The 17,428-nt window shown below is 32.1% G+C and carries 14 protein-coding genes; 2 read left to right on the top strand and 12 right to left on the bottom strand.

The annotated features are described in order from the left end of the window. Positions 1-19 precede the first annotated feature (19 nt). From BLT80_RS17885 to BLT80_RS17900, 4 genes are read right to left on the bottom strand one after another with little or no spacing between them, the layout of a single operon-like run. On the bottom strand, positions 20-844 hold the full coding sequence (locus tag BLT80_RS17885; RefSeq protein WP_092470549.1) for an alpha/beta hydrolase: 825 nt from the start codon (positions 842-844) through the stop codon (positions 20-22). Between the two features lie 20 nt (positions 845-864). Continuing rightward, on the bottom strand, positions 865-1,542 hold the full coding sequence (locus BLT80_RS17890; protein WP_092470551.1) for a metal-dependent hydrolase: 678 nt from the start codon (positions 1,540-1,542) through the stop codon (positions 865-867). Between the two features lie 36 nt (positions 1,543-1,578). Then, complete coding sequence (gene menA, locus BLT80_RS17895; RefSeq protein WP_092470553.1) at positions 1,579-2,484, bottom strand: 1,4-dihydroxy-2-naphthoate octaprenyltransferase; 906 nt, start codon at positions 2,482-2,484, stop codon at positions 1,579-1,581. Positions 2,485-2,499: 15 nt separating this feature from the next. Next, complete coding sequence (locus BLT80_RS17900) at positions 2,500-3,339, bottom strand: 1,4-dihydroxy-2-naphthoyl-CoA synthase (RefSeq protein WP_092470555.1); 840 nt, start codon at positions 3,337-3,339, stop codon at positions 2,500-2,502. 201 nt (positions 3,340-3,540) lie between these two features. Between BLT80_RS17900 and BLT80_RS17905 the strand changes: the two genes are divergently transcribed. After that, positions 3,541-3,882 (top strand): hypothetical protein, encoded by a 342-nt coding sequence (locus BLT80_RS17905; protein ID WP_139181102.1) that lies wholly within the window; start codon positions 3,541-3,543, stop codon positions 3,880-3,882. Here the strand turns inward: BLT80_RS17905 and BLT80_RS17910 are convergent. The 5 genes from BLT80_RS17910 to BLT80_RS17930 all read right to left on the bottom strand — a co-directional run bounded on the left by BLT80_RS17910 (position 3,870) and on the right by BLT80_RS17930 (position 8,657). Beyond that, positions 3,870-4,700, bottom strand: coding sequence for a CvfB family protein (locus BLT80_RS17910; protein ID WP_092470560.1), 831 nt, complete (start codon positions 4,698-4,700; stop codon positions 3,870-3,872). The genes BLT80_RS17905 and BLT80_RS17910 overlap by 13 nt on opposite strands. 126 nt (positions 4,701-4,826) lie before the next feature. After that, on the bottom strand, positions 4,827-5,168 hold the full coding sequence (locus tag BLT80_RS17915) for a DUF2853 family protein (RefSeq protein ID WP_092470562.1): 342 nt from the start codon (positions 5,166-5,168) through the stop codon (positions 4,827-4,829). Between the two features lie 96 nt (positions 5,169-5,264). Then, on the bottom strand, positions 5,265-7,025 hold the full coding sequence (gene menD / locus BLT80_RS17920) for a 2-succinyl-5-enolpyruvyl-6-hydroxy-3-cyclohexene-1-carboxylic-acid synthase (protein WP_092470564.1): 1,761 nt from the start codon (positions 7,023-7,025) through the stop codon (positions 5,265-5,267). Between the two features lie 84 nt (positions 7,026-7,109). Continuing rightward, a complete protein-coding gene (locus tag BLT80_RS17925) occupies positions 7,110-8,228 on the bottom strand; it encodes a chorismate-binding protein (protein ID WP_092470566.1) in 1,119 nt (372 codons plus the stop codon). A gap of 3 nt (positions 8,229-8,231) precedes the next feature. After that, positions 8,232-8,657 carry a PaaI family thioesterase gene (locus BLT80_RS17930; RefSeq protein ID WP_092470568.1) on the bottom strand — a complete coding sequence of 142 codons (426 nt, stop codon included), beginning with the start codon at positions 8,655-8,657 and terminating at the stop codon, positions 8,232-8,234. A gap of 53 nt (positions 8,658-8,710) precedes the next feature. On the opposite strand from BLT80_RS17930, the gene BLT80_RS17935 reads away from it, so the two are divergent. Then, a complete protein-coding gene (locus BLT80_RS17935; RefSeq protein WP_092470570.1) occupies positions 8,711-9,349 on the top strand; it encodes an alpha/beta hydrolase in 639 nt (212 codons plus the stop codon). A 26-nt stretch (positions 9,350-9,375) separates the two neighbouring features. Here the strand turns inward: BLT80_RS17935 and BLT80_RS17940 are convergent, their stop codons facing one another. The 3 genes from BLT80_RS17940 to BLT80_RS17950 all read right to left on the bottom strand — a co-directional run bounded on the left by BLT80_RS17940 (position 9,376) and on the right by BLT80_RS17950 (position 17,332). Next, positions 9,376-9,774: a response regulator gene (locus BLT80_RS17940; RefSeq protein ID WP_092470572.1), complete on the bottom strand. Its 399-nt coding sequence runs from the start codon at positions 9,772-9,774 to the stop codon at positions 9,376-9,378. A gap of 2 nt (positions 9,775-9,776) precedes the next feature. Continuing rightward, positions 9,777-16,655 carry a PAS domain-containing sensor histidine kinase gene (locus BLT80_RS17945; RefSeq protein WP_092470574.1) on the bottom strand — a complete coding sequence of 2,293 codons (6,879 nt, stop codon included), beginning with the start codon at positions 16,653-16,655 and terminating at the stop codon, positions 9,777-9,779. 356 nt (positions 16,656-17,011) lie between these two features. Further along, positions 17,012-17,332, bottom strand: a complete 321-nt coding sequence (locus tag BLT80_RS17950) for a YtxH domain-containing protein (protein ID WP_092470576.1) — start codon at positions 17,330-17,332, stop codon at positions 17,012-17,014. Positions 17,333-17,428 lie beyond the last annotated feature (96 nt).

The raw sequence follows: 17,428 nt of genomic DNA on the forward strand, positions 1-17,428 counted from the left end.
TGACTTAAGATAATTTAAATCAATCTTTTTCATCAACATTCAAAATCCAAATCAAAGCTTTCTCTTTTGTAGCTCTAAAAATGGTGTTATGCTGTTCTTTTGGCTTGTCAGAGTATTTCCACACTAACTGCTTAGGTGATTTATTTTCTAAAATTTTAGTAAGACTTTTAGAGTGAATTGAAATATCTTTTGCATCAGAAGCTGCAAACCAAAGTTTAGTTTGTCGTTCTGGTAAATTTTCTAAATAGTTTTCCGTGTTTTTTACTAAATAATGATCATTCCACCAAAGTGAAGGATCCATAGCAATATAAAAATCAAAAATCTCAGGATTCAAAAAAAACGTTTCCATCACAAACAAACCCGCTAAAGACTCTCCAATGATACCTTTTTCATTGGTCGTTCTATACTTACTGTTTATTTCAGGGATTAATTCATCTGTAATAAAAGCTCGGAAATTTTTTGCCCCATCCGTTAAAGGACAATAGTCTTCATCTGCTTTTACCTCTGAATACCCAGATAAATCTTTTCTTCTATCAATATTTTCTATACCAACAAGTATAATTGGAGGAATGCTTTTGTTTTCAACTAATTTTGAAATTGTATTTGCAATGTGTGGAAAATCTTCCATTACAATACCACCATCTGGCATGTAAATGACAGGCAAGGAATCACTACTTGATTTATAATTTGGAGGTGTCCAAACATTTATAACTCGTGTTTCACTTAGTAATGACGATTCTAACTTAAAATTATCATGAGGAGGAATAGGATCATCATATTGTGGTGCATTTGAGCAATTCAATACAACCGATAGTAGTAATAATAAAATTAGTGATTTATACATGTTTAAAGTATTATTTAAAATTATAATTCTATACGCTCACCAATCTCTAATAACATTAAATCTTTACCCTTATCAAAGAATTTACGTTTGGCGTCTTCATGATTAATCTCTATATAACCGAAAGTATCAAAATGATAACCTAGAACTTTATCGCATTCTATAAAATCACTAGCAAGAATAGCATCCTCAATTCCCATTGTAAAATTATCTCCAATAGGTAAAATTGCTAAATCGAGATTAACTTGCATCGGAATTAACTTCATATCCATAGTTAAAGCTGTATCACCTGCGATGTAAATAGTTTTGCGTTCTCCTTCAATAATAAATCCGCCAGGTTGACCTCCATATGATCCATCAGGAAAAGACGAAGAATGAATAGCATTAACATATTTAAGATTACCAAATTCAAAATCCCAAGATCCACCGTGATTCATAGGATGACCTTCTAATCCTTTATTTTGAAAATGAGTTACAATTTCAAAATTAGAAACAATTATTGCTCCTGTACGTTTCGCAATGGCTTCTACATCTAAAATATGATCTCGATGCGCATGTGTGATTAGAATATAATCCGCTTTTATAGCTTCAATATCTATCTCAGAAGCTTTGTCGTTTCCTGTTATAAAAGGATCGACTAAAATATAAACATCTTTAATTTGAATGCCCAAAGAGGCATGACCGTAGAATGTAATTTTCATATTATATTAATTTTAAAGGCTAAATTGCTCTTAAAATTAATACAAAATATAACCAACTCCTAAAAGTATTGCCATTAGGAATGTAGATAATGCCAAAACCTTTAGCTGACTATCAAAATCATTAGCTGTCTTCGCTCCTTTTATCTTTTTAAGATGAATAAGTAAAGGTATAAAAGCGATTAAATATAAGAAATTATAAGGTTCTACATAATAGAGGATTGAAAACAACATGGTAAACAACATGGCACCTATAATAAGAGCAAAGTGATAACGTTTAGCATCCTTCTTTCCTAGCTTTATAGCCAAGGTAATTTTCCCAGAATTGGTGTCGGATTCAATGTCTCTCATATTGTTTAAATTCAATACTCCCACACTTAATAAACCTATTGAAATAGCAGGTAAAACAACAACATGATCTAAGGTATGCACAAAAAGTAAGTAGCTCCCAAGCGTACTAACCAATCCAAAAAACACAAATACAAATACATCTCCAAGGGCACGATAGCCGTATGGAGAATCCCCCATTGTATAATTTAAAGCGGCATAAACCGAAAGTCCTCCAAGTAATAAAAACAATATAATATAAAGAATGCTACCAGGGTCAAATGCGTTCCAAATAAGAACCATTGTAAATACAATAACGATAATGATGTTCAGTTTTATACCATCCATCATTTCATCTGGAGTAATGGCCCCACTTTGTATAGCACGTTGTGGACCTACACGCTCATCATTATCTGTACCTCGCACTCCATCACCATAATCATTTGCTAAGTTTGATAGTATTTGCAAACTGATAGTGGTCAATAAAGCAAAAATAAAAATCCACTCGTCAAAATGTCCATTATAATATGCAAAACAGCCACCAAGGATAATTCCAGAAACAGAAAGTGGTAAAGTTCTTAATCGCATGGCATTAAGCCATGGTATAATTTTATCCATGTATTATAATTTAGATTAAGGAATCCATTTTTTCGGAAAGTTAGGCTTCCTCTTTTCTAAAAAGGCATCTCTACCTTCTTTAGCTTCATCTGTCATGTAAGCTAATCTTGTGGCTTCACCAGCAAATACTTGTTGTCCAACCATACCATCATCGGTAAGATTCATGGCAAACTTTAACATTTTTATAGATGTCGGTGATTTTGCTAATATTTCTTGCGCCCATTCGTAGGCTGTATCTTCTAATTCTTCATGAGGAATAACCGCATTTACCATGCCCATATCAAAAGCTTCTTGGGCAGAATAATTTCGTCCTAAGAAAAAGATTTCTCTTGCTCTTTTCTGGCCTACCATTTTTGCTAAATAAGCAGAACCATAGCCTCCGTCAAAACTGGTAACATCAGCATCTGTTTGTTTAAAAATGGCGTGTTCTTTACTGGCTAAAGTTAAATCGCATACAACGTGTAAGCTGTGTCCTCCTCCAACGGCCCAACCTGGTACAACTGCAATAACAGCCTTTGGCATAAAACGTATTAAACGTTGAACTTCTAAAATATTTAAACGATGGTAACCATCCTCTCCTACGTAACCTTGATGTCCTCTTGCCTTTTGGTCTCCACCAGAACAAAAGCTCCAAATACCGTCTTTAGAAGAAGGTCCTTCTGCACTTAAAAGTACGACTCCAATATTTACATCCTCACCTGCATCATAAAATGCATCATAAAGCTCTGAAGTAGTTTTTGGACGAAAAGCGTTTCTTATATCTGGTCTATTAAATGCAATTCTAGCAACTCCATTGCACTTATGATAGGTTATATCTTCATAAGACTTGGCAACTTTCCAATCTATATGGCTCATATTTATCACTATTTAGAGCGTAAAAATAAGAAATTAATAATAATAAAATAAACTCTCGTTTTTACTTGATTTTATTATGCATGCATAATATATTTGCGCACATATTATTAATTTGCAATGAATTACAATCCTAAAATAATTAACAAGGCATATACGATCTATAACCTGAAATTAGGAACGGTATATTTTTACCATAATTTTATGGTAGCAGAGTTTAAAGAAGGAGCGGATATAACATTTAAAAACTTTGAAGAACTCTCATTCTTAATAAAAACACATTATAAGGATCAACCTATTGGGTTTATTACTAATAGAGTAAATTCATATTCAGTAAACGTTAATGACGCTAAGAACTTCAACGAAACATTCGGAAACCTAAAAGCATATGCTACAATTGCTTATAGCAACCTTACTGAACGAATCATTGAAATTGAAAGTCACTTTTTTAAATTCAATAGAAAAGTATTTAAAGATTTTGACACCGCTATAAGTTGGGTTGAAGAAACCTTATCGAAACAAGAAACCAAGCATTATAATAAATAAATACCGTCCTCTTTTATTTCTATCTGACGTTCTTTATACAAAGAACCAATCGCCTTTTTGAAACTCTTTTTACTCATTTGAAGTAAATCTTTAATTTTTTCAGGATTCGATTTATCGTGTACCGGTAAAAAGCCACCATTATCATGCAGTTCATTTAGAATGTGCTCTGCATTAGGTTCAATATTTCTATAGCCTATTTGATTTAACGAAATATCTAATTTATTATCTTCTCGAACTTTCTTAACAATTCCTTTAAGTCTATCACCAACACTAATATCTTTATAAATATCATCATTAAAGACTAAACCTAAGTGGGTTTTATTTACAATAACGTTCATTCCTAATTCTGAAGGATGAGAAACAATAAGATCTACCTCGTCAAATTGAGCAACGGTTAACTCTTTATTATCTAAAAAACGATTTGTCTTACTAGACGCAACTAAACGTTCGGTTTCATCATCTAAATAGCAATGCACTAAATACCAACCACCCGCTTTCATTTTAAATGCTTGTTCCCTAAAAGGACAGAACAATTCCTTTACCAAACCCCAATCTAAAAAGGCTCCATAATCTGTAATTTGATTACAACGTAATAAAGCAAAATCACCTTTTTTAATATAAGGTTGATCTGTTGTGGCAACTGGACGTTCTTCGTTATCTAAATAAACAAAAACTTCAATTTTATCACCAATTTCGAATACTTTTGGCACATATCTATTAGGTAAAAGTACTTCACCTTCTGCACCATCACCTAAAAACAATCCAGGTTCAGTATCTCTTAAAATTTCTAATGTATTGTATTCGCCTAAGTTTATCATACTGCAAAGGTAAATATATTTTTACGAGATTTAATAGGAATTTTTATGGATAGTGAAATATATTCAGCATAAAAAAAAGCGTTATAACTTTTAAATTATAACGCTATAACATATATATAATTCTATTTAAGAATAAATAGCTTCTTTTTTAAAGTGCTTAGTCAATAAGTAATAAACCACAACTCTATACTTTGATCGGTTAGAACGTCCATAAGTTTCCATTACGGCGTCAATAGCTTTATCTAGTTCTGCACCTTCTTTTAAACCTAATTTTTTGATTAAAAAGTTATTTTTTACTGTAGCTAATTCTTTGTCGTCAGAACCAGAAACCGTTGAAGAATCTGCATTGTAAATTGAAGGACCTAAACCTACAGTTACTTTAGTTAATAAATCCATATCTGGATTAACACCACATTTGTCTTTTAAATCTGCCGCATACTTTACGATTAAATCATCTCTTTTACTCATTTTTCTGTTTTTTTAAGTTTAATAAATAACCCTTTAAAGGTACTATTTTTTAGACACAATAAAAATCAAAAAGTCACATCTTAACTATTTTACCAATTATTTAATATATCTAAAGAAATCTAATAAAACCTTGTCGTTCATACGAGATGGAGTAAAAACCTCTAATAATTTTGGCTGCTTAGTCCCTTTGTAAAACGTTTCTAATTGCGCATCTAATTGTTTTTCATCTTTAGCAACACTGTATTCTAAACCGAACATATCACATAATTGCTTGGCAGATAAATGATGTTTGGTTTCAAAAAAGCGATCAAAATTTTCTGAGTTTTTATCACCTGGTAATATTCTAAAAATCCCACCACCTTCATTATTAATCACGATTATTCTAAAGGTTTTAGGAATATAGTTGTTCCAAAGTGCATTACTATCGTAAAAGAAGCTTAAATCACCTGTAACAAATGTCGTTCGCTTTTCGGATACAGTTGAAGATCCTATTGCTGTGCTCGTACTACCATCAATACCACTTGTTCCTCTATTACAAAATACATCGATACTTTTTGTAAGTTGAAATAATTGCGTGTATCTTATTGCGGAGCTATTACCCACCTGTAACAGACTTTGTTTTGGAATACTCTTTAAAACTGAATTAAAGACTTTAAAATCGGAAAACGGAAGAGTTTGCAAATATTCCTCTTGCAATTTTCGTCGTTTTTGACGTACAGCAAGCCACGAACTTTTATAGGTGCTTTTGGTATGATGTGTGACTTGAGGTAAGAATGCACTTAAAAAAGTGTTTGGACGTAATTTAATATGCTTTTCTAAACAGAAAAAGGTATCATTAGCTCTCGTTAATCCAACATGGCAGTGAAACTCTGGCTTATACGTTCTTAAAAATGCTTTAATTTTTTTGGAAACGATTAAACCTCCAAATGTGATTAATATATCGGGTTGTAATGCTTTTAAATCGTCTTCGTTTAAAGGTGCTATTAATTTATCTATTCCCGGAAAAAAATCGGCATGATGTAAATTCGAAGTCGTTTCAGTTAATACTATTATACTGTCATCATCCGCTATTTCCTGAATCCATTGTGCCTCAATAGAATTAGGTTCTAAAACACCAACCAAAATCATTTTTCGTTTAGCACTGTGCCAAATATCTAATAAGCTTTTAATTTCAAAACGATCTATCTTATCTTCTCTACTCTGAATTTTATAAGGTTTCGGATTTATTAATAACTCTTCAGTGGTTTCATATAATGGTTCATCAAATGGGCAATTAATATGCACTGGTCCTAAATTTAATCTAGAAATCGTAAGTGCATCATGAATTTCAGATTCATTATGTGTTTGTATATCTTTTTGAAGTCCTAAAAAACGTTCCAACTTATTTTCTATACTTTTTAGAATTGGTCTATCACTTTCTATAATCGTATTCTCTCCTTCTTTTATATCTAGCTTTAAATTGGCATTATACAAAACATGTTCACCATAAACATTTTTTTGTTTAATGGTTTGTCCATCTCCAATATCAATCAAATGTTTTGGCCTATCAGCAGATATAACGACTAGAGGAATATTGCTATAATACGCTTCCGAAACCGCAGGATAATAATTTAGTAATGCACTACCAGACGTGCAAACCACGGCGACTGGTTCTTGTAGTTGCTGAGCGATTCCTAGTGCGAAAAATGCAGCACAACGTTCGTCAACGATACTATAACACTTAAAAAAATCATCGTTCGTAAAACCGATTGTTAAAGGAGCATTTCTACTTCCTGGAGAAATTATAATATGTTTTACATTATGCGTTTTGCATAAGGTAACTATGGTTTGAGATAAAGGTATTTTTGAGTACTTCATATAAATACAAAATTACCTAATTAAAGGAGATAATAAAATAGCGCTTCGACTAAAAATAGAACTAATTACAATTACATTTTGTATTTAATTAAGTACCGTATTTATTGTGGCTGTTTTATTCACAGTTTCTTCCCATTCATTCTTTGGGTTAGAAGCTTTGGTAATACCTCCACCTACATAAATATTTGCTTTGGCATCTTTGAGTTGCATACAGCGTAAATTCACATAAAAATTAGACTGCGTTTTTATAACAGCATAAGCATTATTCTCAACGTTACGCCTATTAGTGTTGCGGGTTTTGCTTTGTTTTAGGTTTAATTCGCCTAAAAAACCAGTGTAATATTCTCGGTTATAGTTTTCATTATTAAGAATAAAATCCTTTGCTTTAGCTTTAGAAAACCCACAAACCGCAGGGGTTGGATGCAAGGCTTCGATTATAGCTTTTAAATCCGCATCGTCTTTTAAAACACTGATAATTCTCGTTTTTAGATGTAATAAGTTACCAGCTCTAACGGTATCTACTTCTGATATCGTGATGTTTGAGGTGAAAGGTTTTAGTTGTTCCGTAATATAATCCGTAACAATTTGCTGCTCTTCAAACTCTTTGTTTGTCCAAGTTGCTTCTGACTGGCTTTGATAAGGCTGTGTTCCTGCTAAAGAAATTGTGGTGAGTCGTTTACCTTCAACTTTTAATAATAGCTCTGGTGTGGCTCCAATCCATAATCCGACCTTAGGATGATACCAACAGTACACCATCGCATTTGAATAGGCATTAAAAAGGCGTTTAAAAATGGTTAATGGATTAGGATCTCGAAGTGATTTTGTTTCACAACGTGATAATACTACTTTTTGTAAATCCTTATTTTTTATACTATCGATACCTTTAGAAACTAAATCGATATGTTGAATTCTCTCAGTTTCACTTTGAGTGATTGCGGTAGGTTCATAATCTTCAACGTCTAAACTATCCGTCGTTATTTCGGTATATAAACAATGCTCTTTAGGAAAAAGAATACTGTTCTGTTGAAGATCAAAAGGAGCGAATAAAAACCCACTCTCAGTAAATGTTTCTGATTTATGAACTGTATCATCCTCTTGCATCCAACATTTAATGACTGAATTAATTGGTCTACTATAAACGACAAAGGGTAAATTGTTTTTGTATTGCTGCTCTAGAGCATCAAAAAAGGACATTGCATCCATTACTTATTTCTTTTTTGGAAGTGAAATCGTAGATAACCTACATATTGAGATGAGATTATTAGCTTCGTCTGTCACCCTAATATCTAGTAATTGTGTGGTACGTCCTTTATGCAAAAACGTCGCTTTGGCATAGATATAACCTTTGGTAACACTTTTTAGATGATTCGCTGTAATTTCTAAACCACGCACAAACATATTCTCGGTATCTATAAAAATATGTGACGCAAAACTACCAACACTTTCTGCTAAAGCTGCTGTCGCTCCTCCGTGTAAAACTCCATCTGGTTGGTACACTTTGGATGTTACAGGCATTCTGGCCACCAAAAAATCATCCCCATAGTCCACCATTTCAATATCTAAGGTTTCCATTAAGGTATTTTTGCTTGCTGAATTCGCTTTTGCTAAGAAATCCTCTTTAGTCATTTGCATATAAAAATAGTATTTTTGAATCGATTACAAAGATACAGAAACCGCCTAGAAAAATGAATTCACAAGAGAAAGAAATCTCATACACCAGTACCAACTCCTACTCTACTTTAAATACACTTACGGAACGTACAAAAACGGTTTGGTTGGTATGTCACGGCATGGGTTATATGAGTCGTTATTTTCTTAAATATTTTAAAGGCTTAAATCCTGATGACAATTACATTATTGCGCCACAAGCTCCCAGCAAATTTTACATTCAACCTAAAATGCATGTTGGTGCTAATTGGCTAACGCGCGATAATACTGAAGACGGAATGGAAAATATTGTAAACTATATTGATGCAGTGTTAGAAGTTGAAAAAATTCCTAAAGGTGTTCATTTAATCGTTTTTGGCTATTCTCAAGGGGTTAGTGTAGCTATGCGATATATCGCAAAACGACAGCTACAGTGTGATCAACTTATACTCCATTCTGGCGGGATTCCGAAAGAATTAACCGTTGAAGATTTTGAGTATCTAGCTAAAGCCACCAAAGTAAAGTTGATCTACGGCACTGAAGACGAATATTTAGATGAACAAAGAATTCAACTTGAGTCCGCTCGATCTATAGCTCTATTTGGAGACAAGATTACTTTTATGCCTTTTAAAGGAACACATATGGTAAATGTTGAGTTTATCAAAAAATTAGTCTAATATCAATTTTTCAATAAACCTTCTTTTTAAAGATTAGCCATAATTTCTTTTAACTGTCCCGGCTTAATAGGTTTTATAATATAGTCAGATATATCGCTAATACTCTTAGCACGTTCAATATCCACAGGGTCTACAGAAGAAGACACCATATAGATAATTATTTTCTTGTTTAGTTTAGGTTTGATTTTTACATACTCTTCCATAAATTGAAAACCATCCATAATAGGCATATTAATATCTAAAAATATAATATCTGGAAGTTCTTCATTGTTATAGAGGTTATCTATTAAAAACTCTAAGGCCTCTTCTCCATCTGAAAAAAGGCTTATTTCTTTATCTAAATCGATGGACTTAAGCATTTTAATAATTGTAAATTGATAGATATCGTCATCATCAATTACACATATATTGTAATTACTGTTCATAATTAAAAAGTTATTGTAAATGTTGTCCCTTTATTTACTTTACTCGATACATTAATAGCTCCACCCATAGCTTCGATTTGTGTTTTGGTCATATATAACCCCACTCCTTTAGCGTCTGGATGTCTGTGAAATACTTTATTTAAACCAAAAATTTTATTACCATGTCTATCTAAATTTATACCTAAACCGTTATCCGTTATAGTTAATTTTATCTTTCCGTTAAGGTTTTCAGACTTTATACTAATTTCTGGGTCTCTATCTTTAGACCTATATTTTATAGCATTTCCTATTAAATTAAGAAAAATGCTTTCTAAATAAATTTTATCATACTTTATTAATGGCAATTTAGAAAAATCTGCTTTAATAATAGTATTAGTTGTTAATATTTCTCCACTTAAAATATCTGTTGTTGTTCTCAACACATCTTCAAACCTAATATCTTCTTTATTTCTAGAATTATCACTTCGAATTTTTAAAGCTTCTACTAAAGTATTTAAGGTTACAGTAAGGTGATTAATAACGGCTTCGAATTTTTTAAACAAAAAGTCTTTTTCTTCATTATCATCCGATTCTACATAAAACCCTAAAAGCGAATTTAAATTACTTACAGGAGCCCGCAGATTATGAGATGTAATCTGTGCAAAATCTGCAAGTTGACCGTTTTGAATAATTAATTTCTGTGCTAAAACTTCTAAATCATTTTTAGCATTTATTATTTTAGTCTGTGCTGTTTTTTGTACTGTGATATCTCGTATCGCTGCCGAAATCAATAAGCCTTCTTCAGTTTGAAGTGGGCTCAAACTTATTTGTATTGGTATTTCTATACCACTTTTATTTATAGCGAATAATTCTTTTTCATTTCCGACTCCCATTGATCTCACTTTTGGATTAGAGAAAAATCCATCACGATGCGATACATGTTTATCTGAAAATTGCTTAGGAATAAGAACTTCAACTGATTTATTTATTAATTCTTCTGCAGTGTATCCAAATAGTTTTTCAGCTTGTTTATTAATAAGTTGAATATTACCCTCTGCATTTACAATTACCATGGCATCTGGTGCAGACTCTAATAGCCCTCTGAATTTGTTCTCTGCCATTCGTTGAGATGTTACATCTTGGCAAGTACCTACCATTTCAACCACATTACCTATGCTATCTACGACGACTTCAGCCAAAAGTTGTATGGTTTTTATCGTTCCATCTGTTAATGTTATACGATGCATTAAATCAACATCGTTTTTATCGTTAATTGACTTTTCTACATACTCAGTTACCTTTTCTTTATCATCTATATGAACAAAGCTAAAGTATGTATCGTAAGATATCGTTGCGTTTTCTTCTACTCCAAAAATATTATAAAGGTTGGCAGACCAATCTACTTTATTTGTTACAAGATTCCACTGCCAATTCCCCATCATCGTTATCTTCTCTGCAAAAGTTAATAACTGATTCTTGCGCAAAATTTCACTCTCTGCTTGTTTTTGCGCAGTTATATCTCTTATTGCTGCTGACAATAGCAGTCCTTGCTCAGTTTGTAGTGGACTAAGACTTATTTGAATAGGAATTTCTTTGCCTTCCTTATTTAAACCATACAATTCTCTTCTTTCCGTCGATAATCTTTTCTTAGGGGTCTTACTAAAAAAATTATCTCGATGCTCATTATGCATTTCTGCGAATCTTTTAGGAATTAGCATTTCAACCCGCTCACCTATTAATTCGTCTACATGATAACCAAATAATTTTTCCGCTTCTTTATTAATTAATTGGATTTCATCGTTTTCATCGACAATTACCATAGCATCTGGAGCCGATTCTAATAAGCCTCTAAACTTATTTTCCTCCATCTTTTGTTCGGTAATATCTTGACAAGTTCCCATCATTTCAATAACCTCACCTTGCTCATTAAGAATAACTTCTCCTAAGAAATGTACTGTTTTAATTTTTCCGCTACCTGTAATAATGCGGTGAATAAAATTACTAGGGAACTTTTTTTCTAAGAATGACCCCTCTACATAATTAGAGATATATTCTTTATCTTCTGGATGAACATAACTGTAGAACGTATCATACTTTAAATTCGTTAGGCTTTCATCATGTTCAAATATTTTATATAAATTAGAAGACCATTTTAGGCTATCTGTAACAACATCCCATTGCCAATTCCCCATCATGGTTATCCGCTCTGCAAAACTTAAAAAGTGGTTTTTACGTATCAGTTCTGTTTCAGCCATTTTCTGAGCTGTTATATCTTGGCATGTACCAATAATTTCAGTAACATCACCAAAACCATTTGTAGTAACCTGTGCTAAAAGTTGAACAATTTTTATTGTACCATCTTTTAATTGAATTCGATGTGATATATCCGTAAACGTTTTGTTTTCAACCGTCTTCCGCATGTGTTCCGCTAAACGATCTTTATCTTCTGGGTGTGTATAATCTAGGTATGTATCTAAGGTGATATCATTACTTTCATCTAATTGAAAAATGCGATATAGGTTTGCTGACCATTTTAAGGTGTTATTTATAATGTCTGCTTGCCAATTCCCCATCAGCGTAATTTCTTCTGCAAAATTTAGTATTTGATTTTTTCGTAATAGTTCATTCTGTGTTATTTTTCTATCAGAAATATCATTTGCAACCGCTAAAAACCCAATTTTTTCACCGTCATTATTTTTTATGGCTGTTAATGTTAATTCAACAGGAAAGGTTGTACCATCTTTTCTTCTATAAGTCCATTCTCTTGTGTCGTAAGCATTATGTTTTGACAATTCTAAATAAGGGCTAAAACCCTTGAGATCTTTATTATACTTTTTAGCAATATCTTCCTTAAAAGCTAAGAGCTCTTCATCTAAGTGATAAATATCGGGTTTCTTTAATCCAATCATTTCTGAAGCAGAATAACCGAGTAAAAATTCCGCACCGTAGTTAAAATGATTAATAATGCCTTCATTATCAACCGATACAATGGCTAGTGGACCAGAATTAAATATCGCTTTTAATTGGGTGTGGGCATCAAATAATTCTTTTTCAGCAATATGAGCCGCCGTAACATCTTGGCAGGTTCCAATCATTTCAATAATATTACCGAATAAATCAGTAATAACTTCACCTAGAAGCTGTACTATTTTTACGTCTCCATTACCTGCTATAATACGGTGCGTAAATCGTTTAAGTCGTTTCTCTACTCGTGTTTGATCAAAATAATCGGTTACAATATCCTTATCTTCAGGGTGAACAAAACTAAAATACGTATCAAAACTTAACGTTTCAATTTCCTTATCTAGCCCAAAAATATTATACAGATTATCAGACCACTCTACTTTATCTGCAATTGTATCCCATTGCCAATTTCCTAGTAAACTAATTTCTTCTGCAAAATTTAATAATTGATTCTTTCTTAAAATCTCATTTTCTGCTAACTTTTTTTCTGTAATGTCAAATGCAACCCCTAAAAACCCGATTTTCTCATCTTGTTCATTTCTAATTGCTGTTAACGTTAACTCTACCGGAAACGTAGAGCCATCTTTTCTCTTATACGTCCATTCCCGCGTATCATATTCATTTCGTTTTGCTAATTCAGAAAAAGGATCAAATCCATTAGGATCCATACCATACTTTTCTGCTATATCAATCCTAAATTGGTCTAGTTCGTCCTCTAAATGATAAATTTCAGGTTCTTTTAATCCGACCATTTCCGAAGATGAATACCCTAATAAATGTTCCGCTCCACTGTTAAAATGGCTAAAAATTCCATTATTATCTGTAGAAACAATGGCTATTGGGCCAGAATTGAAAATTGCCTTTAACTGCAGGTGCGCTTTATTCAATTCTATTTCAGCAAGTTTAGTTGCAGTAATATCTTGGCTCGTCCCATTTATTTTAGTAATCTCTCCATTATTATCAGTGATAACTTCACCTAGAACCTCAATAGTTTTTAAGATTCCATCTGCTGTTATAATTCGATGTGTAAACTTATGAAACGATTTCTCTTCTATTATTTTATTTATATACTCTTTTACAAAACCTTTATCGTCAGGGTGAACTAGATCAAAATAAGTATCAAAACTTAAAAGGTCAGAATTTTTATCAAGGTTAAAAATATTATATAGATTATTAGAACTTTCAATATTGCCAGTAACGATATCCCATTGCCAATTACCCATTAAGGTAATCTCTTCCGCAAAATTTAAGAGTTGATTTTTTTTCAAGAGTTCCTCTTGAGCAATTCTTTTTTCTGAAATATCTGTAGACACTCCTAAAAATCCAATAACCTTTCCCTTCTCATCTTTAATAGATGTTAAGGTTAATTGAACAGGTAAAATCGAGCCATCTTTTCTAAGATAGTGCCATTCTCGAGTATCGTAAGCATTGTGTTTTGCTAATTCTTCTTGCGCGTTAAAACCAGTAAGATCTTTTCCATATTGTTTCGCAATATCCGTTTTAAACGCATCTAGTTCCTCTCTTAGATGATATACTAAAGGTCTTTCTACACCTATCATTTCATTAGCGGAATACCCTGTTAAGACTTCCGCTCCAGGATTAAACTTACTAATGATACCATCTCTATTCGTAGCAACAATAGCAATCGCTTCAGAATCAAATATAGCCTCTAATTCTGTATGAGCCTTATTCAGAGCTATTTGTGAAAGCTTCTTCTCATTAATATCTTGAAACACCCCAAAAATTCGTATACATTTTCCACCTACAATTTCTGCCTGACCAATAGCACGTGTCCAAACAATATTACCTTTTAAGGTTACCAACTCAACTTCTACATCATAAGGTTTGCCGTTTTCTATAGCCTCTTCAACTGCTTTTTCAATAATATCTCTACTGTTTCCTTCTTTGAAAAATTGGATGGCAGTTTCTAAATCCGGTTGAAAATCTTCAGGAGTTTCATGTATTTCAAAAACCATTTTACTCCAAAAAATAGTGTTCTTTATTAAATCGATGTCCCATGTACCTGTACGAGATACTTCATTTGATTTTTCTAATATTTTTTCTATCCGATTTTTTTCATCTTCATTTTCTTTTATATCCGTTATATCACCTGTTTGCATTAATATGCCTCCTATATTTCCTTCTGAGTCGTACCAAGGACGCACATCCCAATAAAGCCATTGTAAAGATCCATCAGCACGTAAAAAAGGTTCTTCGTCATTTTTATCAATAGCACCATTAAGACATCGTTGATGCATAGCCTTCCACTCATCTCCTATTTCTGGGAAAAGATCATAATGAGAACGGCCAATGAATTCTTGACCTTCCATTTTATAATCTGTAATCCAACGCTGAGAAACGGCTATGTAGCACATATTATTATCAACCATAGCGATGGCTGTCGGAGCTTGCTCTATAAAAATTTTATTGTATGCTTGTTGAACCTTTAACTCGGCATGGGCTTTATTTAACTCTATTTCTGAATTTTTAGCACTAGTTATATCCTGAAACACTCCATAAATACGGATACATTTACCATCTACAATTTCTGCTTGTCCGGTAGTGCGAACCCAAATGTTATTTCCTTTAAATGTTACAAGCTCTAACTCTAGATCAAAAGAAACACCTTGCACCTCGGCGTCATTAATTGCTTTTTCAATTATCTTTCGGCTTTTCCCTTCCTTATAAAAATTAATACCTATTTCTAAATTAGGTGTAAAATCACTAGGTACTTCATGTATCTCGAAAACTACTTTACTCCAAAAAATGGTGTTTTTTATCAAGTCTATTTCCCATGTTCCTATCCGGGCAACTTCATTAGTTTTATCTAATATTTTTTCGATGCGAACCCGTTCGTCTTCTTTTTCCTTTAGGTGTGTTATATCACCAGTATGCATAAGCAGACCTCCAATCTTATCTTCAGAAATATACCAAGGACGGACATCCCAAAAAATCCATTGCACCGTTCCATCTGCTCGAACAAAGGGTGCTTCATCACAAGTATCTATAACACCATTTAAACACTTTTGATGATTCTGTTTCCACTCTTCTCCTATTTCTGGGAAAATATCATAATGGCTTCGACCAATAATAATCTCATTTTCCATTTTGTAATCAGCAATCCAACGTTGAGATACCGCTAAATATCTCATATCAGTATCTAACATGGCAATAGCTGTTGGAGCTTGCTCAATAAACACTTTGTTGTAAGCTTCTCTTTTTTCTAAACCTGTTTTAAGACTTGTTAATTCTAATAAATTCTCTTTTATCTTGGTTTCAGATTTAGCTAAATCACTATTTACTTTTACCAATTCATTATTTTGTTTAAATAATTCTTTTAGTGCAGGAACTAAAACAAATAAAAATTCTCCTATTAATATTAAAATGGCAATGAATACAAGAACATAGATTGTTTGTAAAAAATTCTGACGATTTTGTTCCGCACTTTTTTGATATTCTCTAATTGCAGACTGCATCGTTAAGAAATAAGGTAATTCTGTGTCTGCTATAAGATTTACATCCTTTGATATTAAGTTCTTATTAGGATTATTTATAATATTCTTACTAGAAGAAATTATTTTTTGTGATTGCGTACCTGTAATTTTAAGCAACGAGTCTAAGACTTTACTCCCCCGATCTTGTTTATTTACAGAGTCTAAAAAACGATGTGTATTTTCAAATTTATTGATATAACCTTTAAAAGAACCTATTATTTCTGAACTGATCGTATCATTATTGAGGCTATCAAAAGAATATACTAAGCTATTCATGCGCTCGTTCAATAAACATTGCTCAGATGCTTTATTAATTAATAAAGCCACTTTTTTTTGATCATTAATACTACTGCGAATAATAAATAATACAGCTATAATGATTAATATAATTGTAGATATAAAAAGTAAATACCTTTTTTTAATTGAATGTTCTAATCTATTCATTAACAGTTTTTAAATAATTAAATACGCCTGTTAAAAGAAACAGATACATTTAGATAAATTTGCTATAAAAAATATTTTAACTACAATATTTCCCATATATATTATATGAGACACATTCAATTCATTAAGAGTCACTTATAAATAGAAAAAAGATGAATATGACTTGGGGTAATACGTATAGATAAAACGTTAAAATACAAAAAATTTGTTAATGATTTTAAAATTCAAGATTAAGTTCATGTGAATTTATTGAAAAAAAGCTTTGAAATAAAAAACAAAAAAATGAATCTTTTCAAAGTTTGAAAAGATTCATTTTTAGAAGAAATTAAATTTATAATGTAATTTACAGAATCACATTAGCTTGTCTTCTGTAATGTTTTATTCTTATCTTTTAAAATAGCTAATTGCTTTTCTAAAAAGGTAATTGCTTGTTCTGTTTTATAACTCGATTTTGAAGCAAAATCTTCCAAATCTTGTTTAAATTTCTCCTTCCCTGAATATGCTGCTTTAGATAAATCCTCTTTTACTTCAGTAAAATCGCTAGTGATTTGATCCTTTATCACTTTACCTTCTTTCTTAAGCTTGTCTCTTGTAACGCTTCCTTTTTCTGGTGCTAACAAAACTCCTGCCGCTGCTCCAATTAATGCTCCTAATACTATTGCTCCTTTATTAATCATAACTTTTTTCTTTTTTATTAAACATGTGTTCTACATTATACGTCGTAAAACAGGCTGTTTTGTTACAAACAAATTTAGTGCCAAGAGTTTATGGAA

Source organism: Winogradskyella thalassocola (assembly GCF_900099995.1).
GTDB classification, from domain to species: Bacteria; Bacteroidota; Bacteroidia; order Flavobacteriales; family Flavobacteriaceae; genus Winogradskyella; species Winogradskyella thalassocola.

Bases quoted from the DNA above. Each gene is read 5' to 3' on its own strand.
- menA (WP_092470553.1), bottom strand. From the start codon at position 2,484: ATGGATAAAATTATACCATGGCTTAATGCCATGCGATTAAGAACTTTA.
- menD (WP_092470564.1), bottom strand. From the start codon at position 7,025: ATGAAGTACTCAAAAATACCTTTATCTCAAACCATAGTTACCTTATGC.
- BLT80_RS17950 (WP_092470576.1), bottom strand. From the start codon at position 17,332: ATGATTAATAAAGGAGCAATAGTATTAGGAGCATTAATTGGAGCAGCG.
- BLT80_RS17935 (WP_092470570.1), top strand. From the start codon at position 8,711: ATGAATTCACAAGAGAAAGAAATCTCATACACCAGTACCAACTCCTAC.
- BLT80_RS17930 (WP_092470568.1), bottom strand. From the start codon at position 8,657: ATGCAAATGACTAAAGAGGATTTCTTAGCAAAAGCGAATTCAGCAAGC.
- BLT80_RS17915 (WP_092470562.1), bottom strand. From the start codon at position 5,168: ATGAGTAAAAGAGATGATTTAATCGTAAAGTATGCGGCAGATTTAAAA.
- BLT80_RS17885 (WP_092470549.1), bottom strand. From the start codon at position 844: ATGTATAAATCACTAATTTTATTATTACTACTATCGGTTGTATTGAAT.
- BLT80_RS17890 (WP_092470551.1), bottom strand. From the start codon at position 1,542: ATGAAAATTACATTCTACGGTCATGCCTCTTTGGGCATTCAAATTAAA.
- BLT80_RS17900 (WP_092470555.1), bottom strand. From the start codon at position 3,339: ATGAGCCATATAGATTGGAAAGTTGCCAAGTCTTATGAAGATATAACC.
- BLT80_RS17905 (WP_139181102.1), top strand. From the start codon at position 3,541: ATGGTAGCAGAGTTTAAAGAAGGAGCGGATATAACATTTAAAAACTTT.
- BLT80_RS17945 (WP_092470574.1), bottom strand. From the start codon at position 16,655: ATGAATAGATTAGAACATTCAATTAAAAAAAGGTATTTACTTTTTATA.
- BLT80_RS17925 (WP_092470566.1), bottom strand. From the start codon at position 8,228: ATGGATGCAATGTCCTTTTTTGATGCTCTAGAGCAGCAATACAAAAAC.
- BLT80_RS17910 (WP_092470560.1), bottom strand. From the start codon at position 4,700: ATGATAAACTTAGGCGAATACAATACATTAGAAATTTTAAGAGATACT.
- BLT80_RS17940 (WP_092470572.1), bottom strand. From the start codon at position 9,774: ATGAACAGTAATTACAATATATGTGTAATTGATGATGACGATATCTAT.